The organism is Thermococcus sp. JCM 11816, from assembly GCF_055396515.1.
On sequence record NZ_AP043741.1, the window covers coordinates 442,508 to 468,505 of the forward strand.

Annotated in this window: 23 protein-coding genes; 11 read left to right on the forward strand and 12 right to left on the reverse strand. The window is 51.9% G+C overall.

Annotation, left to right across the window (positions count from 1 at the left end):
- The first annotated feature begins 4 nt into the window (after nt 1–4).
- Nucleotides 5–1,084 (forward strand): DUF835 domain-containing protein, encoded by a 1,080-nt coding sequence (locus ACZ5TN_RS02495; RefSeq protein ID WP_011249642.1) that lies wholly within the window; start codon nt 5–7, stop codon nt 1,082–1,084.
- Here the strand turns inward: ACZ5TN_RS02495 and ACZ5TN_RS02500 are convergent.
- From ACZ5TN_RS02500 to cobB, 6 genes are all read right to left on the reverse strand, one after another.
- Complete coding sequence (locus tag ACZ5TN_RS02500; protein ID WP_464917061.1) at nt 1,054–2,994, reverse strand: molybdopterin-dependent oxidoreductase; 1,941 nt, start codon at nt 2,992–2,994, stop codon at nt 1,054–1,056. The genes ACZ5TN_RS02495 and ACZ5TN_RS02500 overlap by 31 nt on opposite strands.
- Nucleotides 2,994–3,455, reverse strand: coding sequence for a COG2426 family protein (locus ACZ5TN_RS02505; RefSeq protein ID WP_464917062.1), 462 nt, complete (start codon nt 3,453–3,455; stop codon nt 2,994–2,996). Before ACZ5TN_RS02505 ends, ACZ5TN_RS02500 begins: the two co-directional genes overlap by 1 nt.
- Nucleotides 3,439–3,933: a phosphatase PAP2 family protein gene (locus ACZ5TN_RS02510; RefSeq protein WP_464917063.1), complete on the reverse strand. Its 495-nt coding sequence runs from the start codon at nt 3,931–3,933 to the stop codon at nt 3,439–3,441. The genes ACZ5TN_RS02505 and ACZ5TN_RS02510 overlap by 17 nt, the downstream gene beginning before the upstream one ends.
- A gap of 175 nt (nt 3,934–4,108) precedes the next feature.
- Nucleotides 4,109–4,690, reverse strand: coding sequence for an ASCH domain-containing protein (locus ACZ5TN_RS02515; RefSeq protein ID WP_011249638.1), 582 nt, complete (start codon nt 4,688–4,690; stop codon nt 4,109–4,111).
- Nucleotides 4,647–5,375, reverse strand: coding sequence for a TIGR02253 family HAD-type hydrolase (locus tag ACZ5TN_RS02520; RefSeq protein WP_011249637.1), 729 nt, complete (start codon nt 5,373–5,375; stop codon nt 4,647–4,649). The genes ACZ5TN_RS02515 and ACZ5TN_RS02520 overlap by 44 nt, the downstream gene beginning before the upstream one ends.
- 36 nt (nt 5,376–5,411) lie before the next feature.
- Nucleotides 5,412–6,185: an NAD-dependent protein deacetylase gene (cobB, locus tag ACZ5TN_RS02525; protein ID WP_464917064.1), complete on the reverse strand. Its 774-nt coding sequence runs from the start codon at nt 6,183–6,185 to the stop codon at nt 5,412–5,414.
- Nucleotides 6,186–6,334: 149 nt separating this feature from the next.
- Between cobB and ACZ5TN_RS02530 the strand changes: the two genes are divergently transcribed.
- From ACZ5TN_RS02530 to ACZ5TN_RS02540, 3 genes are all read left to right on the forward strand, one after another.
- Entirely contained in the window at nt 6,335–7,525 is a 1,191-nt protein-coding gene (locus ACZ5TN_RS02530) for an aromatic amino acid transport family protein (protein ID WP_464917065.1), read from the forward strand.
- 47 nt (nt 7,526–7,572) lie between these two features.
- On the forward strand, nt 7,573–8,574 hold the full coding sequence (gene gyaR, locus ACZ5TN_RS02535; RefSeq protein WP_464917469.1) for a glyoxylate reductase: 1,002 nt from the start codon (nt 7,573–7,575) through the stop codon (nt 8,572–8,574).
- A 78-nt stretch (nt 8,575–8,652) separates the two neighbouring features.
- Nucleotides 8,653–10,383, forward strand: a complete 1,731-nt coding sequence (locus ACZ5TN_RS02540; RefSeq protein ID WP_464917470.1) for a MutS-related protein — start codon at nt 8,653–8,655, stop codon at nt 10,381–10,383.
- Nucleotides 10,384–10,433: 50 nt separating this feature from the next.
- Here ACZ5TN_RS02540 and ACZ5TN_RS02545 read toward each other — a convergent pair whose 3' ends face one another.
- Complete coding sequence (locus tag ACZ5TN_RS02545) at nt 10,434–11,099, reverse strand: Kae1-associated kinase Bud32 (RefSeq protein WP_464917471.1); 666 nt, start codon at nt 11,097–11,099, stop codon at nt 10,434–10,436.
- 488 nt (nt 11,100–11,587) lie between these two features.
- On the opposite strand from ACZ5TN_RS02545, the gene thsB reads away from it, so the two are divergent.
- Nucleotides 11,588–13,234, forward strand: a complete 1,647-nt coding sequence (gene thsB, locus ACZ5TN_RS02550) for a thermosome subunit beta (protein ID WP_011249629.1) — start codon at nt 11,588–11,590, stop codon at nt 13,232–13,234.
- Between the two features lie 135 nt (nt 13,235–13,369).
- On the forward strand, nt 13,370–14,242 hold the full coding sequence (locus ACZ5TN_RS02555; protein WP_464917066.1) for a zinc metalloprotease HtpX: 873 nt from the start codon (nt 13,370–13,372) through the stop codon (nt 14,240–14,242).
- A gap of 53 nt (nt 14,243–14,295) precedes the next feature.
- On the opposite strand, the gene ACZ5TN_RS02560 is transcribed toward ACZ5TN_RS02555, so the two are convergent.
- From ACZ5TN_RS02560 to ACZ5TN_RS02575, 4 genes are all read right to left on the reverse strand, one after another.
- The gene (locus tag ACZ5TN_RS02560; RefSeq protein WP_011249627.1) at nt 14,296–15,960 is read right to left on the reverse strand and encodes an ABC transporter ATP-binding protein; all 1,665 of its coding nucleotides are present in this window, start codon (nt 15,958–15,960) and stop codon (nt 14,296–14,298) included.
- Entirely contained in the window at nt 15,953–17,290 is a 1,338-nt protein-coding gene (locus ACZ5TN_RS02565; RefSeq protein WP_464917067.1) for a radical SAM protein, read from the reverse strand. The genes ACZ5TN_RS02560 and ACZ5TN_RS02565 overlap by 8 nt, the downstream gene beginning before the upstream one ends.
- A 499-nt stretch (nt 17,291–17,789) precedes the next feature.
- A complete protein-coding gene (locus tag ACZ5TN_RS02570; protein ID WP_464917472.1) occupies nt 17,790–18,194 on the reverse strand; it encodes a nucleotidyltransferase domain-containing protein in 405 nt (134 codons plus the stop codon).
- A 55-nt stretch (nt 18,195–18,249) separates the two neighbouring features.
- Complete coding sequence (locus ACZ5TN_RS02575; protein ID WP_464917068.1) at nt 18,250–19,056, reverse strand: SDR family oxidoreductase; 807 nt, start codon at nt 19,054–19,056, stop codon at nt 18,250–18,252.
- A 172-nt stretch (nt 19,057–19,228) separates the two neighbouring features.
- On the opposite strand from ACZ5TN_RS02575, the gene ACZ5TN_RS02580 reads away from it, so the two are divergent.
- The 5 genes from ACZ5TN_RS02580 to ACZ5TN_RS02600 all read left to right on the forward strand — a co-directional run bounded on the left by ACZ5TN_RS02580 (nt 19,229) and on the right by ACZ5TN_RS02600 (nt 25,087).
- The gene (locus ACZ5TN_RS02580) at nt 19,229–20,275 is read left to right on the forward strand and encodes an FAD-dependent oxidoreductase (RefSeq protein ID WP_464917069.1); all 1,047 of its coding nucleotides are present in this window, start codon (nt 19,229–19,231) and stop codon (nt 20,273–20,275) included.
- Nucleotides 20,276–20,311: 36 nt separating this feature from the next.
- Nucleotides 20,312–21,325: a deoxyhypusine synthase gene (locus ACZ5TN_RS02585; RefSeq protein WP_464917070.1), complete on the forward strand. Its 1,014-nt coding sequence runs from the start codon at nt 20,312–20,314 to the stop codon at nt 21,323–21,325.
- Nucleotides 21,326–21,403: 78 nt separating this feature from the next.
- Entirely contained in the window at nt 21,404–22,162 is a 759-nt protein-coding gene (locus tag ACZ5TN_RS02590) for a hypothetical protein (RefSeq protein ID WP_464917071.1), read from the forward strand.
- Entirely contained in the window at nt 22,159–24,666 is a 2,508-nt protein-coding gene (locus tag ACZ5TN_RS02595) for a CDC48 family AAA ATPase (protein ID WP_464917072.1), read from the forward strand. Before ACZ5TN_RS02590 ends, ACZ5TN_RS02595 begins: the two co-directional genes overlap by 4 nt.
- 85 nt (nt 24,667–24,751) lie before the next feature.
- Nucleotides 24,752–25,087 carry a PRC-barrel domain-containing protein gene (locus tag ACZ5TN_RS02600; protein WP_011249619.1) on the forward strand — a complete coding sequence of 112 codons (336 nt, stop codon included), beginning with the start codon at nt 24,752–24,754 and terminating at the stop codon, nt 25,085–25,087.
- Here ACZ5TN_RS02600 and ACZ5TN_RS02605 read toward each other — a convergent pair.
- Complete coding sequence (locus ACZ5TN_RS02605) at nt 25,084–25,791, reverse strand: metallophosphoesterase family protein (RefSeq protein ID WP_464917073.1); 708 nt, start codon at nt 25,789–25,791, stop codon at nt 25,084–25,086. The two genes, ACZ5TN_RS02600 and ACZ5TN_RS02605, sit on opposite strands and share 4 nt — an antisense overlap.
- Nucleotides 25,792–25,998: the final 207 nt, after the last annotated feature.

Genomic DNA, 25,998 nt, shown 5'->3' on the forward strand with positions numbered 1-25,998 from the left:
ATTCGTGATAGAGGTTGTAAACTTAATTACACGGCTCGCAACGTGGGGACTGGCCACGTATAAGTGGGCCAGGAACAAGAAATCCGAGATGCTGTTCCTGAGCATAGCCCTGTGGTTCGACTTCTTGGGGGCAATAAGTCAGAAGCGCATTCTTGAGGCTCTTGGATGGGTTCCCAAAATCGAAGCCCTGCCCGTTGTAATGTCACTCATGGCCGTCGTAGAGGGGATGTTTTTCTTATTGGCTTCGCTGTCGTTTCTTGGTGTCCTGAGGAAATTTTTTGGACAACTCATTCTTCTTCTAGTCTCCACGAGTGGCATAACTTACGTCGTGCTCGCTACCCTCGCCGGACTTGGGGATTTTTACATAATGGCTTATCCCCTAGTGCTTCTTGGTGTGTCGCTCATATTCCTAGGCTATGTACTTTTCAAGGAGAGCATCTGGAAGGAGAGCACTGCAGTTCTCTTTCCTGCCGGGGCGATTTTATTGGGGGTTATAAACGTAACCTTTCCAGTCACACACGAAATCAAGACGGTTTCCGGCTACCTCTACGGTGCCGGTGCCCTTGCCAGGTTTATGATGCTCGTTGGAATAACAACGTACTCTTTCCTCACGATAAATCCACCAGAAATGCCGATAATCAAAATTCCGCGGGGAGCTTTTTACACGACCAGCAAAGATACCGTAGAACGCCTTATTAGAACTATGCAGGAAACAGGAAACGGTGTTTTAATAACCAGAGACCCTCCAAAAGATCTCAGGCCTTTGTTTCAGGTCTTTTGGGTCACGAAGGCAGCCAAAGGTCAGGTGTCTGATAACATCATAGCCGTTTCTCCAACGGATATTGGAATCCTAGTTGATATAGTGAAGAAATACTTAGATAGCGGCCACTCGCTTGTTGTGCTCGACGGCTTCGAGTATCTCGTCCTAGAGAACGGCTTTGAGAGCACCCTGAAGTTCCTCCTCTCGCTTAAGGACTTCGCTATATCCCAGGGTGGAACTCTCGTGCTGTTGTTAGAACCACGGGCGTTCTCGGAGAAGCAGCTGAAAATAATTCAGAGGGAGTTTGAAGAGTTCGAGTTCTGAGCTCTTTTTCTCACTTCCACCCACGTCGAATGGTATGCTGAAGCGTTCCCGTATTCCTCGGCCGTCTCGTCCGTAGTAAGGAAGTTTGCATTCCACCCGAGGAGCCTAACCCAGAAGGCCTTGTAGAGGAGGACGACACCCCTCGGCAGGTCCTCGGTGATCTTTATGGTGGTCTTTATCTTCCCCCTGTCGTTGAAGACCTCAACATCATCGCCGTCCTTTATTCCCCTCTTCTCCGCGTCGGCCGGGTTCATGTAGAGATTGGGGTCAATCATCCCGTAGGTGTTGTGGTACTGGCTCGTTATCGTCATGCGGTAGGTAGGCGTTAGGAGCTTCAGCGGATACTTGCCTTCCCGCTTTCTGTACTCGGGGAACGGAGAGAGACCGCGCTCGACGGCTCGCTGGGAGTAGAACTCTATCTTTCCGCTCGGCGTTTTCCATCTGCGCGGCTTTTCAGGAACTCTAATGAAACCCTTTCTCTTCAGCTCCCCCCAGCTCAGGCCATTGAGTTCGAGGATTTTTCTTATCACTTCCTCATCGCTCTCGTGTAGGTGGGGGTTTTGGATGCCGAGGGCCTTTGCGAGAAGCCTCGTAACCTCACTGTTGGACTTACCGTAGAGCCTCGCAACCGGCTCGTTCAGGGCAACGTAGCGGTGGTAGTAGCTGTCGGCTATGTCAAGCCGCTCGAAAAACGTGTTGGCAGGTAAAACAACATCGGAGTATAGGGCTGTGTCCGTGAGGAAGATGTCGTGAGTAACCACAAAAACGTCGCTTTCCTTAAGGGCCTTCCTGAGCCTCCTCTGGTTTGGCAGGCTCGCGAGGGGATTCGAGTTGTAGATGTAGAGGAACTTTATCTCGCCCTTCTCGATATACTCAGCCAGCTTCACCTGGGCAATCCTTTTGGCGGGTTTAGTCCTTAGGAAAGCACCCTCAGCGTAGGACTTGTCTATCGTCTTCATGTCGTAGATGAAGCCAAAGGGGTGGCCGACGAGCGCGGGAAGGATGGCTATCGCCCTTACAGCTTCACCGCCCGAGAGGGAGCGCTGGAAGCCGTAGCCTATGTGGATTACTCCCCTCTTCTCGGAGAAACCGAAGGCAAAGTCCTCAATCTCCTCACGTGAGAGCCCCGTCTCTTTAACTACATAATCAAGCGATAACGTTTTTACATAATTCTTGAATTCTTCAAAGCCGTAGACGTTCTCCCTCACAAAGTCTCTGTCATAGAGCTCGTTCTCGATTATCAGCTTCGCAACGCCCAGAGCGAAGAGGACATCGGTTTCGGGCCTTATTTGGAAGAACCTGTGGGAGCGCTTGGCGGTTTCGGTTCTCACCACGTCAACCGTCCAAGTCTCAAGGCTGTAGCGCTTTGCCAGCATGAAGCCGTGGAGGTTCGTCCAGAATGGGTTGACGCCCCAGTAAACTATTAGCCTCTGCTTCTTCAGCTCTTCAGGGTCAAGACCTATCGCGGTTCCGTAAACGTCCTTCAAAGCTTCCTGCCCGGCCCGGTCGCATATGCCGTAGTCGAGCATTGCAGTGTTGAGGTAGTGAAAGAGTCTCAGTGGAAAGGCGTAGTTTACAACGCCCCTGTCGCCGGCGTACTGGTAGACAAGAACGCTCTCGCTTCCATACTCCTCTATCGTTTCCTTGAGCTTGTTAGCTACGAAGTTTATTGCCTCGTCCCAGCTTGCTTCTCTGAACTCCCCGCTCCCCCTCCCCCCTGTGCGTATCAGGGGAGCCTTCAGCCTGTCGGGCGAGTGGAACCACTTCGGCAGGAGAGCGCCCTTAGGACAGAGGAAGCCGGCCGTTATCGGGTGCTCGGGGTTTCCCCCCACTGACAGTTTTCCATCCTTGAATTCGCTCAATATCGAGCAGGTATCGTAGCAGTCTCTCATGCAGACGCTGAACGGCATTATCCAAACACCCCCAGTGCAGGCCCAATCGTTATCCCCATGCTCAGAAGGCCACCCAGTATAAGGGCCGGAACTGTTCGCTTTTTCTCGATGCCGAACAGATAAGCCGCTAGGGCCCCTGTCCACACACCGGTTCCGGGCAAGGGGACTGCAACGAAAACAGTGAGACCTATGAAACCCCACTTCTCGACGTAGGAGTGGGCCTTCTTCCTTACCCGCTCGACGTAATAGATATAGAGGCGAGCAATCTTCCTCAATGGAGTTCTCTCAAGCCAGAGCATAAGCCTGTCTATTAGGGGTAGAACAGCAGGGAGGAGAATTGAGAGAAGCAGAACTCCAAGGGTAGCCGCCAGGAGAGTTCCCCATAGGGGGTATCCCCTCCCAATGCCGTAGACTATGGCGTAGCGTCCCTCAAAAGTCGGAATCAGCGAGAGCAGGAAGACCTCAGCGAACCAGTTCAACGTCAAACACCTCCAGTCCAAGCAGTTTAACGGTTTTTTGATATACTGGAAGCCATGAATCTCTGGTTAAGTCCACGAGGAGATATGTCCAGGAACCCAGCAGAAGGCTGAACAGGACATCCCCAAACCAATGGACGTGGAGCAGAAGTCTCGTAAGGGCGATTCCAACAGCGTAGGCCCACCAGAGCGGGGCATACCTTGGAAAGCGTTCCTGAAGGTAGGAAGCGAGAACTGAGGCCCTCGCGGTATGGCCAGAGGGGAAGGCGAAGTAGTCAACGTTTTTGAGTGCCATGAGGAAAGGCAACGAGACCTCAGCCTCGTTTGGTCTCGGAGTTTGAAACGTCGACTTTAAAATGGCAACTATACCAAGGGCAATGATGCCGGATAGAACTAACCTAACCGTAGGATAACTTAAATGCCCGGTTTTCCTAACATCTAACGCGGCAAAGAACAGGACTACAATCAGGAAAGCCGCCATTCCCGCTGTTTCCGTTATGAGAACAATTGGAAAGCTGCTTGTATGTGGAAGAGTAGAATCTACGCGGGTGTTTATTTCATCCATGTATCCCGCGACCTGTAGAAAGAAAATCATTAAGAGGAGTCCGCTGAGTACGTAGAATAGCAATTTTCTATTTTCCATACCAGCCACCAACCTAAATCAAGCCCTCTGCGTAGAGCTGGTGATAGGCCTTCAGGAGCGCCCCCTGAACCCTCTTCGGTCCGAACGTCCTCACAGCCCGTCCAAGTCCCTCGTTGTAAATCCTGCGCAGTATGAAGTCAGTCTCCCTGTTGAGGTTCAGCTTTTCCTGGTTTTCAAGGTAGAGGCGCGCTATCTCCTCGGGCTCACGGTAGTTTAACCCCTTGAGCCACTTGAGCGGGATTCCGTCCTCGAAGCGCTTAACCACCTCAAAGCCTATTATGGTAACTTCATCGTCGCCGTGAAGCTCTCCGTAGATTTTTGAAAGCTCACGGAGGAGCTCTTTAACGTCCGAAAAACCGTCCAGTTTGGCGTCTTCGTTCGTGAGCTCCCTGACTTTCTTCTTTTCCACTTTGGTTATCCTGACCTTGGCAACGGCGGTGTCGCTCGGCGTTATGACCAGATAGACCTCGCTCCCTGGCTTCGCCTCGTAGTCGCCGTAGCGGATCGTGGTGACCTTATCGCCCCGCAGTATGCGGGATTTATAGGCTGAGTCAATCAGCATGAACTTCCGTATCTGAACGGGCTTTCTCCTCATTGTTTAACCCCCTGATTATCTTGAGCAGGTCTTCAAGCCTCTCGATTGTGAAATCGGCGTACTCGACGTACTCCATCTCCCTGTCTCTGTATTTACCGTACCTGAACCATACAGTCGTCATCCCGACGTTTTTGGCACCGTAAATGTCCGAGTAGAGACGGTCTCCAACCATAACGGCTTCTTCAGGCTTTACATCGAGCTTTCTGAGGGCCTTCAGGAATATCTTCGGGTGGGGTTTCTTAACCCCGAGGTAGTCGGAGATGAAGACATCGTCGAAGTACTCATCCAGCTCAAGCCGGAGTATCTTCTCCCACTGCTTTATAGGATCTCCATCGGTCACGACCGCCACCTTATAGCCCTCACGTTTAAGCTCGAGCAGAACCCTCCTGGCGTTCTTCACGCTCCTTAGGTAGGCAAACTTAGTGTTGTGATAGGCTATCACACCCGCGGCTATCCACTTCGGGTTCTGGGGAAGGTCGAGCCTTCTAAGCAGGTAGTCAAAGTGCCTGCCGAAGTTGCTCCCGTACTCGTTTATAAGCTCAAGGAGCTCGTTGTAAGCGGTATCAAAATCAACGGGAAGCCCGTGCCTCACCATGTTCTCAACGGCGTTTCTTCTCGCGAGCTCGGCGAGTTTTGTTGTATCCACAAGGGTATCGTCAAGATCAAAGAGGACAGCCTTAATCATAACCGCTCCCTCACATTCTCTACGGGACACGGGTATTTAACCGTAGTGATTCCTCTCTGCCATAATATCCTTGACCCGCCTCAGGAGCTCGGGCATGACCTCGCCTGCCTTTCCCCTGATGAAAACATCCGCTATTGGGGTTATCCCGCTCCTTTCAACGTTGACCTCGATGACCTTCCCACCGCGCTCCTTCACGATGTAGGGGATGTAAGCCGCGGGATAAACGACGCCGCTCGTCCCTACCACGAGAACGACGTCGGCACGCTCCGCCAGGGAGAAAGCCTCCTCAAGCGCTTCCCTCGGCAGAGGCTCGCCGAACCACACGACATCGGGCCTTAAGAGGGAGCCGCACTTGGGACATTTGGGCAGCTCTTTTTCGCGGACGAACTCGAAGACCCTGCCGCTCTCTTTGAGGTTCTCCCGATAGGAGCATGAAACACACCTGACGCGGAAGATGTTGCCGTGAAGCTCGACTACCTTTCTGCTCCCGGCTTCCCTGTGGAGGTCGTCAACGTTCTGGGTTATCACCGCTTTGAGAACGCCCAGGTTTTCAAGCTCTGCAAGGGCCTTATGAGCGGGGTTTGGCTCCGCCTCCAGAATCTTTCTCATTCTCCATTTGTAGAACTCCCAGACGAGGTGCGGATCCCTCTTAAAAGCCTCAGGTGTGGCGAGTTCTTCAGCCCGATACGTCTTCCAGAAGCCGTTCCTGCCGCGGAACGTGGGAATGCCGCTTTCAGCGCTGATACCGGCTCCCGTAAATGCTATTGCAAACCTCGCCCTTGCAAGGAGCTTGGCCGCGTGTCCCAGCATGGTCGAGTGTTGGATTCGACCTTTTAAAAAGTTCCTCTCAAGGGAGCCGATGTATTCATGGCCGTGTCGAATTATATTAGAAAGAGATTTCACCATTCCGAGCGCGGCTTTATATAATGTGTCCATCCGTTCATCCTGGAGGTGAGAGGTTGCCGATTTCAGATGGCGTTGAGAGAAAGAAGGTTCCCACTTCAAGCGGGCGCTATTATTCAATGAGGATAGCCGCCCAGCGCAGGAAGAAGGTCATGCTCATTCAGGGCCTCAGAAGGAAAAAGGGAACCCACGGACTTAGAACGAGCCCGATAAGGGTTGAGAAAGCCCCCATAACGAAGGGAGAAGCGCTGGCAATACTCGTTGGAACGCAGATAGGGGCTGGAGTCCTAGGACTGCCCTACGCCGCCAGCAAGGTCGGCCTCATACCTGCCCTCGGAGTCCTAATTGGAGTCATGTTCCTGATGCTCTGGACGGCTATGATCGTCCTGAGGTTCTCCGCCGAGATGGGCGGGGCGCAGATGAGCACAGCGGCCCAGAGGATCCTCGGAAGGGCCGGCGGCTGGCTCATGTACCTCAGCATATCCCTAATGAGCTTCGGTGCGGTGCTTGCCTACATAGCGGGTATGGGGAACGTAATTTCGAGCCTGTTCGGAGTGAGCGATACGGTGGGAGCGGCGGTATTCTGGGTTCTGGCTTCAATAGTCGTCTACAAAGGCCTTGAGGCGAGCGGAAAGACCGAACTGGCCATGAGCTTCGTCATGCTCTTCCTCTTCATAGCGGTGACCATCATGATACTGCCCCATGCAGAGCTTGAGAAGGGTCTCTACGTTGACCTCTCGGGCCTTTGGAGCATTACTGGTGTTGCAATCTTCGCCCTCGGCTGCCACACGGTCATTCCCGACGTTTACAAGGGACTTGGAAGCTACGAGGAGACCAAAAAGGTAGTGGTGTGGGCCTTCATAATCCCGACCGTTATCTACGCGATATTCATGGCAACCTTCCTGCTCGTCTTCGGAAGGGATACACCACAGATGGCGACCCAGGGGCTGGAACTCCTCTACGGAAAGCTGGGGTGGCTCATTGGAAACCTGATACCGCTCCTTGCCATAACGACCAGCTACATCGGCATCGCGCTGGCCCAGCAGAGCAACAACGAGGAGTTCGTTAAGCTCAAGAGACCCGTTGCGTGGGCTCTGACTGTAATACCCCCTGCCATCGTCTACTTCGCAGGTGTCAGGAACTTCGCCGACGTTCTTGCCCTCGCGGGGGACACGGGTGACATGATAGCCTTCATAGTGCTCCCAATCCTCATGTGGCTGGCATACAGGATAAAACACAGAAAGTGAGCGCTTCGTTTTTATTCCCTTTTTCAAACTGTTAAACGGTGGTGGACATGAGGCCTAAGGTTTTCATAACCCGTGCCATTCCCGAGAACGGCATCGAGATGCTGAAGGAGCACTTTGAGGTTGAGGTATGGCCTGAAGAGCGCGAGATACCCAGGGAGGTTCTACTCGAGAAGGTCAGGGACGTCGATGCTCTAGTAACAATGCTGAGCGAGAGGATTGACAGTGAGGTCTTTGACGCCGCTCCGAGGCTGAGGATAGTGGCAAATTACGCGGTCGGCTATGACAACATAGACGTCGAAGAGGCCACGAGGAGGGGCATCTACGTCACCAACACGCCCGACGTCCTGACCGACGCCACTGCTGACTTTGCCTGGACGCTCCTTCTAGCAACGGCCAGAAGACTGATAGAGGCCGACAACTTTACCCGCTCCGGAGAGTGGAAGAGGAGAGGAATCGCCTGGCATCCGCGCTGGTTCCTCGGCTACGACGTTTACGGGAAGACGATCGGAATAGTCGGATTCGGAAGGATAGGACAGGCAGTTGCCAGGCGCGCAAGGGGTTTTGGTATGAGAATCCTCTACTACTCCAGGAGCAGGAAGCCAGAGGCTGAAAAGGAGCTTGGGGCCGAATTCAGGCCGCTTGAGGAGCTGTTGAGGGAGAGCGACTTCGTTGTCCTGGCGGTGCCGCTGACGAAGGAAACCCAGTACATGATAAACGAGGAAAGGCTGAGGCTCATGAAGAAGACTGCCATACTGGTGAACATAGCGCGCGGCAAGGTCGTGGATACAAAAGCCCTCATGAAGGCCCTGAAAGAGGGCTGGATTGCAGGGGCCGGTCTGGACGTCTACGAGGAGGAGCCGTACTACAACGAGGAGCTTTTCAGCCTGAAGAACGTCGTTCTGGCGCCGCACATAGGGAGCGCGACCTACGGAGCGAGGGAGGGCATGGCAGAGCTGGTCGCGAGGAACCTCATAGCGTTCAAGAACGGTGAAGTACCGCCTACCCTCGTGAATAAGGAAGTGGTGAAGGTTAGAAAACCCGGCTTCTGAACCCTTTGCCCCTTTCTTACATTGACCATCCGACCGGCCAGGTCAGTTTTATAAGGACTGATGCTCACCTTCTTCGGTATGGCGCTGAAGCTCAACCCGGAAGCCAGGGCAGTTTACAGGGATATAACCTCTCAAATCAAGTCCAGGTTAGTCCTCAAAGAGAGCTCCGATTACCTTGAGAACTTTTCTCCAACTAACAACCGCGGGGAGATATTGAAGAGGCAGGAATACCTGAGAGAGGCCCTCAGGAGAGTTAAACCGGGGCTTAAGGAGTTAATAAAGAGGGTCAGGTTCATACGATTCACCCGAGACTACCTGCACGACAGGGTTCTCATAGTTGACGAGTCCGAAGTGGAAACGGCCAGAAAGCTCGGCCTTTGCGATGTGACGACGAACCCGGAAGAGGCTGAAGGCTACCCGCTCGTCCTGAGCACGATCGGCTACGGCATCGACGTCGAGCTACTGCCATCGCAGGTCGCTCCAGAGCTCTACGTTCTCCCGCTCTGGGAGAACAGGGAGACGCTCAAAGCCCTTGAGGAGATAGGGAAGCTGACCGGCGAGGGCAGCGTTGCCGGCGAGATTCTCAAATACCTGGCGCCCTTTGGGAAAGTCGTTGAGAAGGAAAAGCTTCTGGGGTCTCTGGATGAGCTCATAGCCGAGAAGGAGAGGGAACTGAACGAGAGAATAGAGGAGAAGCTTGAGAAGTTCAGCCTCACTCTCACCGGCAGAGACCTCGTGAAGTTCCTGAACGAGCTGAGGGAGGGCAACTACGAGGCCATTTTCTCCCACTTCCGTGAAATTGAAGGGGAAATCCTCGACATGATAAACGAGGCCGAGGGCGAGCTTTCAAAGGTTCTGGGCCTTCACGTGGAACTTTTCTCGCGCGAGGAGCTTTACCCTGTGAGAATCCCGCCAGAGGTCGTTGAGGGCCTGAGAACCGAGCTTGAGCGGGAGCTGAAGGTTGAAGTTTACATGAAGGCGAGGGAGATAGCTGAGAAGGTCAGACCGCTCCTTCCAAAGCTCAGGGAGGAGCTTTCAAAAATCAGGGAGCTCGACTTCCTTCAGGCGGTGAAGGCATTCACGGAGGGCTTCACTTTTCCAGAGATAGCTGAAAGCGGGATAGCCTTCCTGAACGGGCGGCACCTCTTCATAGAGAACCCGCAGCCGGTTAGCTACGTCGTCGGGGAAAAGCCGAAGTGGTTCGACGTCCCCGGTGCGGAGAACGTGAGGGGAGAGAACGTCGTTATCTTAACCGGAGCCAACAGCGGTGGAAAGACGAGCCTGCTCGAGCTGATAACCCAGGTTTCCATTCTCGCCCACATGGGCTTTCCTGTTCCTGCCGAGAGGGCCCGCGTTGGAGTCCTCGACGAGCTGTTCTTCTTCAGGCGGAAGAGGAGCGTCTACGGTGCCGGTGCCTTCGAGACCGCCCTCAGGTCGTTTGTGAGGTCTCTCCGTGGGAAAGGAAACAAACTTATCCTCATAGACGAGTTTGAAGCAATCACCGAGCCTGGAGCTGCTGTCAAGATAATCGGCGAGCTGTTGAAGGTTGCCCACGAGAAGGGCTTCCACGTGGTTATAGTCTCCCACCTGGGCGAAGACCTCAAGAAAGAGCTGCCCTTCGCGAGGGTTGACGGGATTGAGGCCAAGGGCCTTGACGAAAACCTGAACCTCATAGTGGACAGACAGCCTGTCTTTGGAAGGCTCGGAAGGAGCACGCCCGAGCTGATCGTCGAGAGGCTCGCGAGAAAGGCCAGAGGTGCAGAAAAGGAGATATACGAGAGGGTTCTGAGGAAGTTCAGGGAGAGCTGAAGTCGGTTATGGGATACACTTCTGCTCTTTCATTTCATTCTCGAGGCCCTTCACCCAAACCAGCTCCTCTCCCTGTACCTGCCCCTGCTCTCTATCTCCCTCATCTTCTCCTCGACTTCTTTCCTCGCTTCTTCGCCGAGAACTTCAGCATAGCCTTCAAGGACGGCCTCGAAGCCCCTCTCGAACCAGGTGTAGTGAGTGCTCTCCATCGCCCTCCTGAGAAGGTGCAGGTCAACGCCCCTTGCTTCAAGCGTCGAGTCGAAGTCGGCCAAGCCAAAGTCTATCAGGTAGACCTTGCCGTTCCTGAATATCATGTTCGAAGTCGTTAAATCCCCGTGGACTATCCCAGCCTTGTGTAGCTTTCCAATCTGTCTCCCGACCTCGCGGCACAGCTCAAGCCTCTTTTCCATCGGGACGCTCTCAAGGAGCTCCTTGAGCCTCTGCCCCTCTATGTACTCCATCACGAGCTTCATATCCCTCAGATCAACTTCGTAAACGTAGGGACAGTTCACGCCGAACTCCTTCGCCCTGTGGAGGATTCTCGCTTCCCTTACAGTTCTCTCCTTCCTCAGCTTCACGTCTATCTCCTTGATCCTGTACCTCTTTGGAATCCTGTGCTTTACGATGACCCTCTCTTTGAGCAGAGGAACACCAAAGACCTCCTCAAAGTCCGCCTCGTATATCTTCGCCTCGGCCCCCTGGGCTATTAGCTTCACCCTATCACCCCGCAATCCCAATGCCCTCATCAACTTCTCGTATTCCCTGACGAAAACTCTTATCTCGGCAACGTTTTCAATTTTAACGATGAGCGTGCCAGTTCCATCTCCAACCACAAGGACGGCCTTATCAACGTTGCCCTCGTTAAGAAGCCTGCGCGCGTACTCCAGCCGTTCTTTGGGAGACTCTATCATGTCGTCCAGAAAAGAGGCGAGATTCTCCACCTCAACCTCATTTACGCCGTAGCTTTCAATTACTCCCAAAACCTGCCTCACTTCCTCAGGAGAGAGCTCATAGACCCGTGGCTTCACGGTTTTCACCCACTGTTAATGGGCCTTCAACGTTTTAGTTCTTTCCTCTGCTTTTTGGAATTTATTTGTCATTTGTTCAATTTTAGACGATTTTTATGAACTTTTTGACCCAAAAGCTTTTATAGAGCACTAACGAAGCGTTTCTGCAAAAAGCAATTCGATAGGAGGAATGTTAAATGGCACAGCTTAGTGGACAGCCGGTTGTTATTCTGCCTGAGGGAACCCAGAGGTACGTTGGAAGGGACGCCCAGAGGCTCAACATTCTCGCTGCCAGGATCATAGCCGAGACTGTTAGAACCACCCTTGGTCCAAAGGGAATGGACAAGATGCTCGTAGACAGCCTTGGCGACATAGTCGTCACGAACGATGGCGCTACGATACTCGACAAGATCGACCTCCAGCACCCGGCTGCTAAGATGATGGTTGAGGTTGCTAAGACTCAGGACAAGGAGGCCGGTGATGGTACTACCACTGCCGTCGTCATCGCTGGAGAACTCCTCAGGAAGGCTGAGGAGCTTCTCGACCAGAACATTCACCCGAGCATAATCATCAAGGGTTACGCCCTCGCCGCCGAGAAGGCCCAAGAAATACTTGACGAGATAGCCATAAGGGTTGACCCGGACGACGAGGAGACCCTTCTCAAGATAGCCGCCACCTCAATCACAGGAAAGAACGCCGAGAGCCACAAGGAGCTCCTCGCAAAGCTCGCCGTTGAGGCCGTCAAGCAGGTCGCCGAGAAGAAGGACGGAAAGTACGTCGTTGACCTCGACAACATCAAGTTCGAGAAGAAGGCCGGTGAAGGTGTCGAGGAGAGCGAGCTCGTCCGCGGTGTCGTCATCGACAAGGAAGTTGTCCACCCGAGGATGCCCAAGAGGGTCGAGAACGCCAAGATTGCCCTCATCAATGAGGCCCTTGAGGTCAAGAAGACCGAGACCGATGCGAAGATCAACATAACCAGCCCGGACCAGCTCATGAGCTTCCTTGAGCAGGAGGAGAAGATGCTCAAGGACATGGTTGACCACATTGCCCAGACCGGTGCAAACGTCGTCTTCGTTCAGAAGGGTATTGACGACCTCGCCCAGCACTACCTCGCCAAGTACGGCATAATGGCCGTTAGAAGGGTCAAGAAGAGCGACATGGAGAAGCTCGCCAAGGCCACCGGCGCCAAGATCGTCACCAACGTTAAGGATCTCACCCCAGAAGACCTTGGCTACGCTGAGGTCGTTGAGGAGAGGAAGCTCGCGGGCGAGAACATGATCTTCGTTGAGGGCTGCAAGAACCCGAAGGCCGTCACCATCCTCATCCGCGGTGGAACCGAGCACGTCATTGACGAGGTCGAGAGAGCCCTTGAGGATGCAGTTAAGGTAGTCAAGGACGTCATGGAGGACGGCGCCGTTCTTCCAGCTGGCGGTGCTCCAGAGATCGAGCTCGCCATCAGGCTCGACGAGTACGCCAAGCAGGTCGGCGGCAAGGAAGCTCTCGCCATAGAGAACTTCGCCGATGCCCTTAAGATCATCCCGAAGACCCTCGCTGAAAACGCTGGCCTTGACACCGTCGAGATGCTCGTCAAGGTCATCAGCGAGCACAAGAACAGGGGCCTCGGCATCGGTATTGACGTATTCGAGGGCAAGCCAGCTGACATGCTCGAGAAGGGCATTATCGAGCCGCTCCGCGTCAAGAAGCAGGCCATCAAGAGCGCCAGCGAAGCAGCTATAATGATCCTCAGGATCGACGATGTCATAGCTGCGAAGGCCACCAAGCCCGAAGGCGGCCAGGGCGGCGGAATGCCCGGCGGAATGGGCGGAATGGACATGGGCATGTGATGCCCTTTCACTTCTCTTTTCCTTCCAGCAGGAATTATAAACCCAAAGAAAGAACTTCTGCATAGAGGCTGGCAATTGATACCAGACCAAAGCTTTTAATACCCGATTGTTATTTTAGTCTGGGGGTGAGAGAGCATGGGACTCGTGATGTGGCTGAGAACCGGAGTGCTCATGGCGATCCTAACTGGCCTGCTAATGGGGATAGGCTACCTCTTCGGCGGGCCGAATGTGGCGTTCATAATGTTCCTGTTCTCAATGTTCTTCAACTTCATCACCTACTGGTACAGCGACAGGATAGTGCTGAGCTGGTACAACGCTAGGATAGTTGATGAGTACGAAGCTCCAGAGCTGTACGCGATAGTGAGGGATCTCGCCCAGAGGGCCGGCCTTCCAACGCCCAGAGTGGCGATAATCCCGAGCGAGACTCCCAACGCCTTTGCAACCGGAAGGAACCCGAAGCACGCCGTAGTGGCCGTAACCCAGGGACTCCTCAGGATACTCAACAGGGACGAGCTTGAGGGAGTCATAGGGCACGAGCTGACCCACATAAAGAACAGGGACATACTAATAGGGACGGTCGCTGCCGCAATGGCAGGCGCGATAATGCAGCTCGCCTACTGGGCCAGGTGGATAGCGATATTCGGCGGCTTCGGAAGGGATAGGGACGATAGCGGAGACATCATTGGGGCTATACTCGTGGCTATCCTGGCCCCAATAGCGGCGATGCTAATCCAGGCAGCAATAAGCAGGTCAAGGGAGTTCTTAGCGGATGAGGGTGGAGCAAGGATAAGCGGCAAGCCGCACGCCCTCGCCAGCGCGCTGATGAAGATAGAGCAGGCGGTTAACTACCGCCCGATGAGGGAAGGCAACCCAGCAACGGCCCACATGTTCATCGTGAACCCGTTCAGGGGCATGAGCATAGCGAACCTCTTCTCAACCCACCCGCCGACCGAGGCGAGAATAGAGAGGCTCAGGAAGATAGCGGAGGAGATGGGGATTTACTTCTGATTTTGTCCTTTTACCCTTTCGAATTACTTGCTACCGGTTAGGGCATAAATTGATTAAAGACCATCTTTGCCTTTCTCCTGCTCTTTGAATAACTCACGATACTTCTCGCAACTCCTGAACAGCTCTTCATGTCTACCTCTGCATAGTATTCTACCATCATCGAGAACCCATATCTCTTCCATGTCCCTGACCGTTGATAGCCGGTGTGATATGATGATAAGGGTCATCTCCATTTTTCTCAATCTTTGGAGGATCCTTGCCTCCCTCTCAGAATCCATGCCCGAAGTGGCTTCATCCAGTATCATGATCCTGGGATTTCTAGCTAGAGCTCTCGCTAAGGCTATCCTCTGTCTCTGGCCTAACGATAGATTTTTACCGCCCTCTTCAATAGGTAAATCGGGATTTAGTTCCTCAAGTTCAACGGTTTTTAGAATCTCCACAATTTCGCTGTCTGTGAGATTTTTTCCGAGGGCAATGTTTTCCCTAACCGTTCCCTCAAAGAGATACGGCTGTGACGGAACATAGATAAGTTCCCTGCCAAGAAGGGACTCGGGTGGACACTTTCCGATCTTAACTTTGCCCTTGGTGGGCCTAATTATTCCCGAGATTATCAAGGCTAGCGTTGTTTTTCCAACTCCCGAAGGACCCACTATGCCGAGGTTTTTGCCAAAGGCAATTCTCTCGGAGATTTCCTTTAGAACCTGACTTCCTTCGCGGGATAGGGATACACCCTGCAATTCAATATCCCAATCTTCTGGAGTACACGTTGATCTTTCAAGGAATGGTTCGATTTCAATGAACTCCCATATTCTTTCAATTATGGGAACGGCTCTGTGATAACTGCTCCAGAAGAATGCAAATCGCTCAACTGGGTAATAGACTCTGCCGAGGTATGTAAACGTGGCGATCACCGACGAAAGGGTGGCCATTCCATTCTTAACAAAAACTATACCACTTAGGAGGACAAGAAGTGGTAGGATCGTTGATAGATATGACTGAAGGCCATAGCTGGCTGTGCTGTAAAAAGCAACTCTTTTTGATGCATTGACCCAACGGTCAAGCCTTTCTGAGACCCTTTTGATAAGATAGTCGAACGCATCAAGGGTCTTTATATCAAGCCTACCGTCTATTCCCTCTTTAAATGCGGTAACGCTCTCTGAGTATCTCTTTCTTTCTTCTGAAGAGGCCAGCTTAAGTCCATGAATGAACGCCCTGAGGGAGAGACCGTAGACCGGAAGTGTTAGGAGGGTAACGGCACCTAGATATGGGTTTAGTCTAAAGATAACCGTCACTCCAATGATTAGAGAAAATGCCTCTATAATGATGGCAGGGATTAGAGACATTCCCATTCTACCGACGATTTCCGTGTCCGATTGAATTCGGGAGAGGGCATCACCCGGGTTGATGTTCTCTGAGAGCAGAGTTGAGATGAACAGTTTTCTTTTAAGCCATGCGGCAGCTTTCGTTTCTGCGAAGTTGCTAACAAAGCCCGAGTATAAGTAGACGATCGTTGATGCGGTGTACAGGAGGAGTATAATTCCAATATTCTTCAGGATGTCATCGGTATTCATCTTGCCGAGGTTTTCAATGAGGCTTTGAATGTAAAAAGGCACGGCTGCAGATAGGAGAGTTGATACTGCCCCCAAAGTTATGAGGAGGAACACGTATTTCTTGTGAGCCAGTCCAATCTGGAGAACTCTGCGGAGTGCTTTACTCAATTATAGTGCCCCCTAGTGTATGTATGACTGATCTCATGTTTCTAGTGACTATGTTATACATGATATGTTCTAGTACTTTTTGATAAGCATTTGGATATCTTAAATAGTAAGTACCACTAACTTCCATTAGATGGGCTTTACAAAAGCTACAGACACTAAATATCCATTGTTCGTTATTATTTGTATGAAGATTAGACATCGCAAAATTATCCACTGCGTTTTTGAATTGTCTCTGTAATGTATCCTTAAACTCCCTGTCCATTATATGTCCTAGATAGAAACGTTTGTCTAGATACACTTGGTGGCAGGGGTATACACTACCATCGTGAAATACAGTGATTCTAGTTGGGAATTCAGGGCATATGCATTTTTTAACATGATAGACTGGGTCTAAAAGCTCACGAAGTACCATGCAGATTCCCATTTCTCGTATTTGAATTCCATTTTCCCATTTTGTAAAGAGGTAATTTACAAGTTCTGTCATCATGTTTTCAACTTCTTGTTCGGTTGGTTCGTATACTTGTCGATGTCCATCCACTGTGGGCAGAACATATCCTACTATGAAAGTCTTCGAATAATTGCTAAGGTAATCCAAAATCTCTGATATGGTATATTTGCCGATATAATTACGGGCGTATGTGATCTCTAAGGCTAAAGGAACTTCTAGATCATTCAATAAGTTCACGGCTTTTATGATATCATCATGTGTTCCCTTACCTGTGGAGTATACTCTGTTTAAGTCATTTATCTCCCTTGGTCCATCAATACTTATTGTGACCTCAAAATCATGTTGTTTTAGAAAATAGCCTATCTCTTTACCTATCAATGTTCCATTCGTGATTATTCCATATTTAAAGTTATACCCCTGTTTCTCTGCATACTTAACAAGCTTGGATATTAATTCAAAATTGATTAGAGGTTCTCCTCCGTAGAATTGTATATTTGTTACTCCTAAATCGTTTGCAATATCAAGAGCCCGTTTTCCTATGCTTTCTTTCATAACTCCAGGAGTGTTATATGTACCGGAATGAGCATAGCAATATTTGCATTTCATATTGCAAAGTTGAGATACCATTAATACCATCATATTGGGGGATCCATCTAATGGAAATTGCTGTTTGGGGGCATTTTCACGTTTCTCATTTAGGAAATCAAGTATGTCTTTAAGGATGTATTTTTCAGATATAGACAGCGGAATACTTCTTTGGAACTTTTCTATTATATTTTTTTCTTGCCTATTTAGTATTAGGACAGTTTTACTCATTGGATCGAATGCAACATATTCATTTTCGTTAATCTGTTTTGATAGTATGTGAACTTTCATAGACATTATAACACCTCCATGTGTGATGAGTACGCCGTGTTGATTAATTAAAAAATAAAAATAAAGTTCTAAGGCTTCAGTTTGTGTTGACTTTGTTACAGCAGCAGTAGTTGCCCGAGCCCCCAGCACTCGGAGCCACAGGCGGAATTATTGCCTTCAAATCTAGACTCTTCATGTTCACCACCTTGCAGGTTCATCATGCTTCACAGGCCCATGCCTCAGCAATTACAATTATCCATCTTAAATTAAAATATTTTTGAGAACCTTATGTTATTAACCTCAGGTTTTAAACCTAAAAATATGATTCATTTTATCTGATAGAAAACAAAATCTGAACTAAGATGTGATTAGTGATCTTAAGGTTTCCCCTTTAGATGTTCCATTTAATCTCCTAAGAAAGAAATTATAAAGAAGAATTCACTCTAAAACCTCTTTAAGGTGTCTTAGGTTTCTCTACATCTCTACGAAAACCAAATTTAAATTTCTTTAGAGCACCTACAATTTCTCAAGCTTTTCCAAGTACCTTTGCCTTCTCACGGGCACGCCTCCTCAGTCTGGCCTTTTCCCTCACGCTTTCGAACCTGTTCTCCCGTATTCGGTGCTCCATGTCATTCCAGAGCTTTCTGAACCTGTAAAAGTACTCTGAAAGTTCGAGCTCGTCTCCATAGATTACCCGGTGGTTTTTGATTATATCGATCTGAATGTAGAGGGGCAGCTCCTCGAAAACCTTGACGTCGTACTTACCACCGAGCCTTTCCAGAACCTTCTCGTACGTCCCTGGCTTCGGTCTCACAAGGCAAACGTCCACATCGCTCCGCCCAGTTGCTTCTCCCTTGATGTGGGAGCCGTAGAGAAGAATTCCCATGCAGAGGTCTTTGAACTCCCTGAAGTCCCTGCGGAGCTCCTCCATACTGACCACTTTCCCCCACCTCTGAAAGTTGGAACTGATCAAAATAAGCCTTTCGTCAAATGTCCACCGCCCTCGTCATCGCTCCGTCTATAACGACCGTAGAGCCGAGCATGTACTCCGCTTCCTCGCTCAGCAGGAAGGCCACCAGCGAGCCGAGCTCTTCCCACCTGCCCGTTCTGTGGAGCGGTGTCCTCGAGAGGACTTCCCTCTCCCAGGTCTCCTCAAAGGGTTCTCCCCTTTCCTCGGCCAGTTTTCTCAGGTTTTCCCTCGCACCGGGGGTGTCGAAGCTTCCCAGCAACACAGAATAAGCCCGAATGCCCCTCTTCCCGTAAGTCCTCGAAACGCTCTTCGCCAGCTGGATTAGTCCAGCTCTCGTCACGTCCGCCAGAACCAGCGGAGGCATTGGCTCCTTCACCGAGACCGAGTTGAGATAAACGAGCGTTCCCTTCATCTTCTTTTCCAGCCAGGTCTGGACTAGGAGCGTCGTGAGGTAGCCTGGCGCGACGGAATGGAGTGCGGCCGCCTCAAGCCAATCCATATAGGTTGTCTCGTGAAGGAGGCAGGGCTCGCACCTCACGTTGCCGGCGTTCCAGATTAGGGCATCAACCCCACCGAGAAGCTCCCAGGAAGTTTTTACGAGGTTCTCCAGCTCCCGCTGGTCGTATAGGTTTGCCTTAACTGTTTGGACTTCTCCGAACTCCGCCAGCTCTTTTTCGGCCATCTTGAGATGTTCGGAATTCCTGGAGCTGATGACAACCCTTGCGTTTCTCTTCAGGAGTTCGCGCGCGATGTTGAAGCCGATACCCCTTGATGATGCAGTGACAATAACTCTCAGTCCCCTCAGGTCTATCTCCACGCTCATGGAAATCACTTGGCGGAAGTAGTTAATAACCTTGTCCGTCTATCCGACGAATTAGGCTTCTCGAATTTGAGAAGTTTTCGCCGTTTGTACAAACTTTTCATGAAAAATGCCTTAAAGTTGAAAACTTTTTGTTAAAAACCAGAGGTTCTAAAAAAATCTTGGGGGTGATTGAGTGAGGTTCTACATCTGCAGGGAAAGGGAAGAGCCAAAGCCTTTCAGGATAGCGATCATCGGCGCAGGACCGGCGGGATTGTCGGCGGCTGGTTATCTGGCCTGTAGAGGCTACGAAGTCCACGTTTACGAGAAGATGCCCGAAGGAGGAGGGATGGTGGCCTTTGGAATCCCAGAGACCAGAATACCAATAAGGACGGTTAGAAGAGGGGTTAGAGACCTTGAAAGGCTTGGAGTGAACTTCCACTTCAGGACGAAGGTGGTCTACGATTCTCCCAGGGAGCTGGGCGACGAGTGGGCGGAACACTTCGTCTCGCTTGAGAGACTTTTAGGAGAGTTTGACGCGATTCTGATAGCAACCGGGGCATGGAGGCCAAGGAAACTGAAAGTACCGGGTGCCGACCTTCCCGGCGTTTACGACGCCCTCAGCCTGCTCCACCACATAAAGATGGCGAGGATAGGCTACTACTCCTGGGAGGGGATACCCGACCTCAAGGGCAAGCACATTGTGGTTATAGGAGCAGGCTACACGGCGGTTGACGTTGCCATCGAGGGCAGGCTTCTAGGAGCGGAGAAGATAACGATGGTCTACAGGAGGGGACTGGAGCACAGCTACGCGAAGACCGAGATCAGAAAACTCATTGAAGAGGGCGTTGAGTTCATAGAGTTCGCAACTCCCGTGAGGATAATCGGAGACGAAAGGGTTCGGGGAGTCGAGTTCGCAAAGACCAGAATCGAAGAGGGAAGCGTCATAACCACTGACGAGCGCTTCATACTCGATGCCGACATCGTTGCCTACGCCATTGGCCAGCTACCGACCAGCCCAATAAGGGAGGTGGTCTGCGCCAACGAGGAAATTCTAGAGGAGGCAGGCATCTTCTTCGCGGGCGACGTTGTGGCTCCAAGGAACATTGGGACTGCTATGAGGGAAGGAAAGGAGAGGGCAAGGGAAATTGAAGAGTGGCTTCTAAAGAAAGCCCCCAAGAAGGTCTTTCCAGTCCCCGTTGCTGCTAGGCTTATCAGCGAAGTCGTGAACGGGAAGTGCTGACGAAAGCTTTAAACACTCTCCCCCCAACCCCTTTCCATGACCGAGCCGAAAGATATCGTCCTCAAGGAGAGCGAAGAAGTAGAGGGAATCCCAGTAGAGGGGCCGTGGCTGGACGACGTTTCAAGCCTTGAGGAAGTTCTCGACTACTATGAACGGATAGGCTTCCAGGCGACCCACCTCGGAAAGGCCATCGAAATCTGGAAAAAGGTAGAGAAGAGGCGCGCCGAAGGGAAAGAGGTTAGGGTTTTCCTCGGCTACACTTCAAACATAATCTCTTCCGGCCTGCGCGAGCTGGTCGCGTGGCTCGTGAAGGAGGGTAAGGTTGACGTCATTGTAACGACCGCCGGGGGAATCGAAGAGGACTTCATAAAGGCCCTGAAGCCCTTCATCCTCGGAGACTGGCACGTGAACGACGCCCTGATGCGTGAGAAGGGAATCAACAGGATAGGTAACATCTTCGTGCCCAACGACCGCTACATCGAGTTCGAGAAGTACATGATACCCTTCTTCGAGCGCGTTCTTGAGATGGAGAAGGAGCGCGGAAAGCCGCTGACTGCGAGCGAGTTCATCTACGAGCTCGGAAGATACATGGATGAGAAGCTTGGAAGAGAAAAGGAGCGCTCGGTAATTTACTGGGCCTACAAGAGGAACGTGCCGATCTTCTGCCCGGCAATAACAGACGGCTCGATAGGGGATATGCTCTACTTTTTCAAGGAGGAGCGAGGAGATAGAGAACTCATCATAGACATCGCCAACGACATCGTGAAGCTCAACAATCTGGCGGTTACAGCAAAGGAGACCGCCTCGATAATCCTCGGCGGCTCACTTCCAAAGCACGCCATAATAAACGCAAACCTCTTCAGGGGAGGGACTGACTACGCGATTTACATCACAACGGCCGTCCCCTGGGACGGTTCGCTGAGCGGCGCGCCTCCGAGTGAAGGGGTCAGCTGGGGCAAGATAAGGGCAAAGGCTGATTACGTCGAGATATGGGCGGATGCAACGCTAGTCTTCCCCCTGCTGGTGTGGAAGGTGATGAAAGCCCCCTGAGAACTCCTTCTTCTTTACCATCTGCCCAACAACCACAGCTCAGAAAAGGTTTTTTAACGTCCCTGCTAACTTTCGACCATGAGAGTAGCGATCATGACAGGCGACGTGAGGGTCTACTACCTCGCCACCAAGGTGTTAAAGGAGTATGGGATACCCTTTCTGAGCCTTAGGGTTGGCGAGAAGATTCCCTACGATGTTGAGGTCGTGCTCACGGGTGAGAAAGATAAGGTTGAGTTCCCTGTTAAGGTTATCGTGAGGGATGAAAACTTCATAGACGACCTTCTCGCCAGGCTGGAGGGGAGAAAGCGCTTCCAGAACGTCTTCATAGCCATAGACCCGGGGGACAGGCCTGGAATGAGCGTCGTCGCCGACGGAAGGGTTATAGAGGTCCACAGGCTTAAAAGCCCCAAAGACGTCGAACCTGTAGTGGGACTGATTGAGAAATACCCGACCGCCAAGCTGAAGGTCGGCAATGGGGCAAAAAGGCAGAGGACAATGATGCTGAAAGCCCTCGGGGAAGTACTCGGGTATGACTACCCAATAATCATTGTGAATGAGTCCAGAACAACGCCGAAGGTCGGCGGGGTTGAAAGCTCCTCAGTGGTTGATATCGTTGCATCCATAAACATCGGACTCAGGGAAGGCAGGGAGACCACCATAGGCGACGTTCTGGAGGTAAAAGAACCCACAAAGAAGGAGATAGAGCATATAAAAAGAAGGAGCCGCGAGCTGAGCGGAAACATTACGATTTCCTCCAGGCTGGCCAGGGAGGTTGCGCTCGGGAACCTCACGCTTGAGGAGGCGATAGAAATTCACAGGAGGGGGCGTTCAAGATGATATTCGGTAAAGAAGATGAGAGGGTTGACGAGATTAAGCTCCGCGTCGCGGAGGCCCTGAAAAGGGACGTTGGAAGGGGGATAGTCAGGTTTGACAGAAAGTACCAGAGAAAGCTCGGCGTTGAGCCAGGTGACATAGTTGCGCTCAAGGGAGAGAGAGTTACGGCGGCGATAGTTGCAAACGCCCACCCAGACGACAGGGGGCTTGACATAATCAGGATGGATGGCTACATCAGGAGAAACGCGGGAGTGAGCATAGGGGACTACGTCACGGTCTCCAGGGCGGAAGTCCAGGAGGCCAAAAAGGTCGTTCTGGCACCCGCCCAGAAGGGAGTCTTCATCCAGATTCCTGGGGAGATTGTAAAGCAGAACCTCCTCGGAAGGCCCGTCGTCAAGGGCGACCTCATAGTAGCGGGAGGACAAAACGAAGCGGTTTATTCACCCTTTGACGAGCTGCTCAGAGGGTTCTTTGAGGCCATGCCAATAGGCTTCGGTGAGCTGAAGTTCGTTGTGGTAAACACAGTTCCAAAAGGCATCGTCCAGATAACCTACAACACCGAGGTCGAGGTGCTCCCGCAGGCCGTTGAAGTCAAGGAGGAGAGCATCCCTGAGGTCACTTATGAGGACATAGGCGGCCTCAGCGACGCCATTCAAAAAATCCGCGAGATGGTCGAGCTTCCGCTCAAGCACCCGGAGCTCTTCGAGAGGCTTGGGATTGAACCGCCGAAGGGAGTGCTCCTCTACGGGCCGCCAGGAACGGGTAAGACTCTCCTGGCGAAGGCCGTCGCCAACGAGGCAAACGCCCACTTCATAGCCATCAACGGCCCAGAGATAATGAGCAAGTTCTACGGCGAGAGCGAGGAGAGGCTGAGGGAGATATTCAAAGAAGCCGAGGAGAACGCCCCGAGCATAATCTTCATTGATGAGATAGACGCGATAGCCCCCAAGAGAGAAGAGGTCGTTGGAGAGGTCGAGAAGAGGGTTGTCAGCCAGCTGCTCACGCTAATGGACGGTCTCAAGAGCCGCGGAAAGGTCATAGTCATTGCCGCTACCAACAGACCTGATGCACTCGACCCGGCCCTGAGGAGACCTGGAAGGTTTGACAGGGAGATTGAGGTAGGAGTTCCCGACAAGCAGGGCAGGAAGGAGATACTCCAGATCCACACCAGAGGAATGCCCCTCGAACCGGACTACGACAAAGAGGCCGTCCTTAGGGTGCTCCGCGAGATAAGGGAAAAGGGCAACTTTGATGCTGAAAGAGTAGACAAAATCATTGCCGAAGTTGAGAACGCAAAGAACGAGAGCGAAGTCAAGGAGGCCCTCAAAAAGGACGCCGAAATATACTCCGAGGTCAGGAACAGGCTGATAGACAAAATGCTCGACGAGCTGGCTGAAGTTACGCACGGCTTCGTCGGTGCTGATTTAGCTGCCCTTGCAAGAGAAGCGGCCATGGTCGTTCTCAGGAGGCTCATCAAAGAGGGCAAGATAAGCCCCGAGCAGGAGAGAATCCCACCAGAGGTTCTCCAGGAGCTCCGCGTTAGAAGGGACGACTTTTACGAGGCCCTCAAGATGGTTGAGCCAAGCGCCCTCAGAGAGGTGCTCATCGAAGTCCCGAACGTCCGCTGGGAGGACATCGGGGGCCTTGAAGATGTCAAGCAGGAGCTCAGAGAAGCAGTAGAATGGCCGCTCAAGTACCCCAAGGCCTTTGAGAGGCTCGGCATTGAGCCGCCGAAGGGAATACTCCTCTACGGCCCGCCAGGAACGGGTAAGACTCTCCTCGCCAAGGCAGTAGCCAACGAGAGCCAGGCCAACTTCATAGCGATAAGGGGGCCAGAGGTTCTCTCAAAGTGGGTCGGTGAGACCGAGAAGAGGATTAGGGAAATCTTCAGGAAGGCTCGCCAGGCTGCTCCGACGGTGGTGTTCATAGACGAGATCGATGCAATAGCACCGGCCAGGGGATCCGAGGGGGACAGGGTCACTGACAGGCTGATTAACCAGCTGCTCACCGAGATGGATGGTATTCAGGAGAACAGCGGCGTGGTCGTCATTGGTGCAACCAACAGGCCGGACATTATTGATCCAGCACTCCTCAGGCCGGGAAGGTTCGACAGGCTGATACTCGTTCCAGCGCCAGACGAGAAGGCCAGGCTCGAAATATTCAAAGTCCACACCAGAAGAGTACCGCTTGCAGGTGATGTTGACCTTAGGGAGCTCGCCAAGAAGACCGAAGGCTACACGGGTGCGGACATAGCCGCGCTCGTCAGGGAGGCGGCCCTGATAGCGATGCGCAGGATAATGAGGGGGCTCCCACGCGAGGTGGTTGAAAGCGAGTCCGAGGAGTTCCTTGAGAGGCTGAAGGTGTCGAAGAAGGACTTCGAGATGGCCATGAAGAAGGTCAAACCGAGCGTCACGCCGTACATGATGGAGTACTACAGGAGCTTTGAGGAGAACAGAAAGAAGCAGGCAGGGAAGGAGAGGAGTGGCCCAGACTACTATACCTTCTGACGCTCCCACCTTTATTATTATTTTGGAAAAGGTTTTATACACCGATGCCCAATAACGGTGGGAACAACTCCAGAGGTGGCTGATAATGGTAAAGATAATGGCATCAAAACTTAGGGACGTTGAGCTGATAACCGACACGGGAATAAGGCTTGGATGGGTCTACGACCTGAGCTTCGATGAGGAGACAGGGGAAATACTCGTCATCGTTGCAGAGCCCGACGAGGATCTCGACGTCAGCGAGTTTGTCACGGACCAGGAAGGACTCCTTCTGATCCCAATCAGTGCAGTGAAGAGCATTGGTGAAGTCATAATAATAGACTCCAGCAAACTGGCCGTTAAGTCAAAGCTCAAGCACCTTCCAAGCGTGACTGCAACTGCACGGGAGAAGAGGCTTGGCGGCGGCCTTCAAAGAAAGGGTTAAAGGCCCTCAAACAGCCTATTTGCCAGGAACCTTGGAAGGCCCTCTTCGATTATTTTTCTTGCCGCTTCTTCCACATCGTATTCCACCCTGTGGAACTCCACGTTCTCTGGGGGTTCTTCGCTTGTGTCTATGATGGCGTAGCTTGCCCGCCAGTCCCCGTCCCTCGGCTGGCCTACGGAGCCTGGGTTAATTATTCTTCGTCCTTCTATGACTTTGAGCATCGGAATGTGAGTGTGACCCACCAGAAGGTCGTCCTGCCTGATGTAGGTAAGAACAGCCCTGAACTCGCTCTCTGGAAGCCATGGGAAGAGGTACTCATCCAGAGGTGCCCTCGGGGAGCCGTGAATGAGTAGATAAGTCCTGCCAGCATCGTCGGTAAAAAGCTGCCTCACTGGAAGTCTTCTGAGGAACTCTATGTTCTCGCTCTTCATAACCCACTGGTGCCATCTAACTGCTTCCCTCGCGTAGGGATTGAACCCCCAGTCCGCCCCAAATGCCACCGCGTTGTCGTGGTTGCCCCGGACGCAGAGAAAAGTCCTCTTCTCCATCAGCTTTCTGGTGAACTCAACGACCTCGTTCGGACTCGCCCCATAGCCGACGAGATCCCCCATGCAGAGTATCACATCGGCGTGCTTTACCTCTTTCCACACCGCCTGAAGGGCCTCCCAGTTGGAGTGGATGTCTGAGATTAGGGCGATGAGCATGGTATCACCGTTTTAAGTGATGCTATTGGAATTTATATGTTATCTCGAGACCATGGAAGTGGAGCTATTACAACTAGAGTGGTGCATTGATGAGGCCGTAAACGAACATCCAGAGCGGGATTATGCTGAACACAAGCTCTTCCCGTCGAATGTTTCCCGTATGGTTCATAGGTTTCGTTTCCTCCGTGTATAGCCATAGTTGTATGA

What these genes read in the sequence shown, in the direction of transcription:
- ACZ5TN_RS02595 (WP_464917072.1), top strand. Translation starts at nt 22,159, where the DNA reads ATGATATTCGGTAAAGAAGATGAGAGGGTTGACGAGATTAAGCTCCGC.
- ACZ5TN_RS02600 (WP_011249619.1), top strand. Translation starts at nt 24,752, where the DNA reads ATGGTAAAGATAATGGCATCAAAACTTAGGGACGTTGAGCTGATAACC.
- thsB (WP_011249629.1), top strand. Translation starts at nt 11,588, where the DNA reads ATGGCACAGCTTAGTGGACAGCCGGTTGTTATTCTGCCTGAGGGAACC.
- ACZ5TN_RS02520 (WP_011249637.1), bottom strand. Translation starts at nt 5,375, where the DNA reads ATGATTAAGGCTGTCCTCTTTGATCTTGACGATACCCTTGTGGATACA.
- ACZ5TN_RS02555 (WP_464917066.1), top strand. Translation starts at nt 13,370, where the DNA reads ATGGGACTCGTGATGTGGCTGAGAACCGGAGTGCTCATGGCGATCCTA.
- ACZ5TN_RS02500 (WP_464917061.1), bottom strand. Translation starts at nt 2,994, where the DNA reads ATGCCGTTCAGCGTCTGCATGAGAGACTGCTACGATACCTGCTCGATA.
- ACZ5TN_RS02515 (WP_011249638.1), bottom strand. Translation starts at nt 4,690, where the DNA reads ATGAGGAGAAAGCCCGTTCAGATACGGAAGTTCATGCTGATTGACTCA.
- ACZ5TN_RS02510 (WP_464917063.1), bottom strand. Translation starts at nt 3,933, where the DNA reads ATGGCGGCTTTCCTGATTGTAGTCCTGTTCTTTGCCGCGTTAGATGTT.
- ACZ5TN_RS02605 (WP_464917073.1), bottom strand. Translation starts at nt 25,791, where the DNA reads ATGCTCATCGCCCTAATCTCAGACATCCACTCCAACTGGGAGGCCCTT.
- gyaR (WP_464917469.1), top strand. Translation starts at nt 7,573, where the DNA reads ATGAGGCCTAAGGTTTTCATAACCCGTGCCATTCCCGAGAACGGCATC.
- ACZ5TN_RS02565 (WP_464917067.1), bottom strand. Translation starts at nt 17,290, where the DNA reads ATGTCTATGAAAGTTCACATACTATCAAAACAGATTAACGAAAATGAA.
- ACZ5TN_RS02575 (WP_464917068.1), bottom strand. Translation starts at nt 19,056, where the DNA reads ATGAGCGTGGAGATAGACCTGAGGGGACTGAGAGTTATTGTCACTGCA.
- ACZ5TN_RS02540 (WP_464917470.1), top strand. Translation starts at nt 8,653, where the DNA reads ATGGCGCTGAAGCTCAACCCGGAAGCCAGGGCAGTTTACAGGGATATA.
- ACZ5TN_RS02590 (WP_464917071.1), top strand. Translation starts at nt 21,404, where the DNA reads ATGAGAGTAGCGATCATGACAGGCGACGTGAGGGTCTACTACCTCGCC.
- ACZ5TN_RS02570 (WP_464917472.1), bottom strand. Translation starts at nt 18,194, where the DNA reads ATGGAGGAGCTCCGCAGGGACTTCAGGGAGTTCAAAGACCTCTGCATG.
- ACZ5TN_RS02585 (WP_464917070.1), top strand. Translation starts at nt 20,312, where the DNA reads ATGACCGAGCCGAAAGATATCGTCCTCAAGGAGAGCGAAGAAGTAGAG.
- cobB (WP_464917064.1), bottom strand. Translation starts at nt 6,185, where the DNA reads ATGCTGGGACACGCGGCCAAGCTCCTTGCAAGGGCGAGGTTTGCAATA.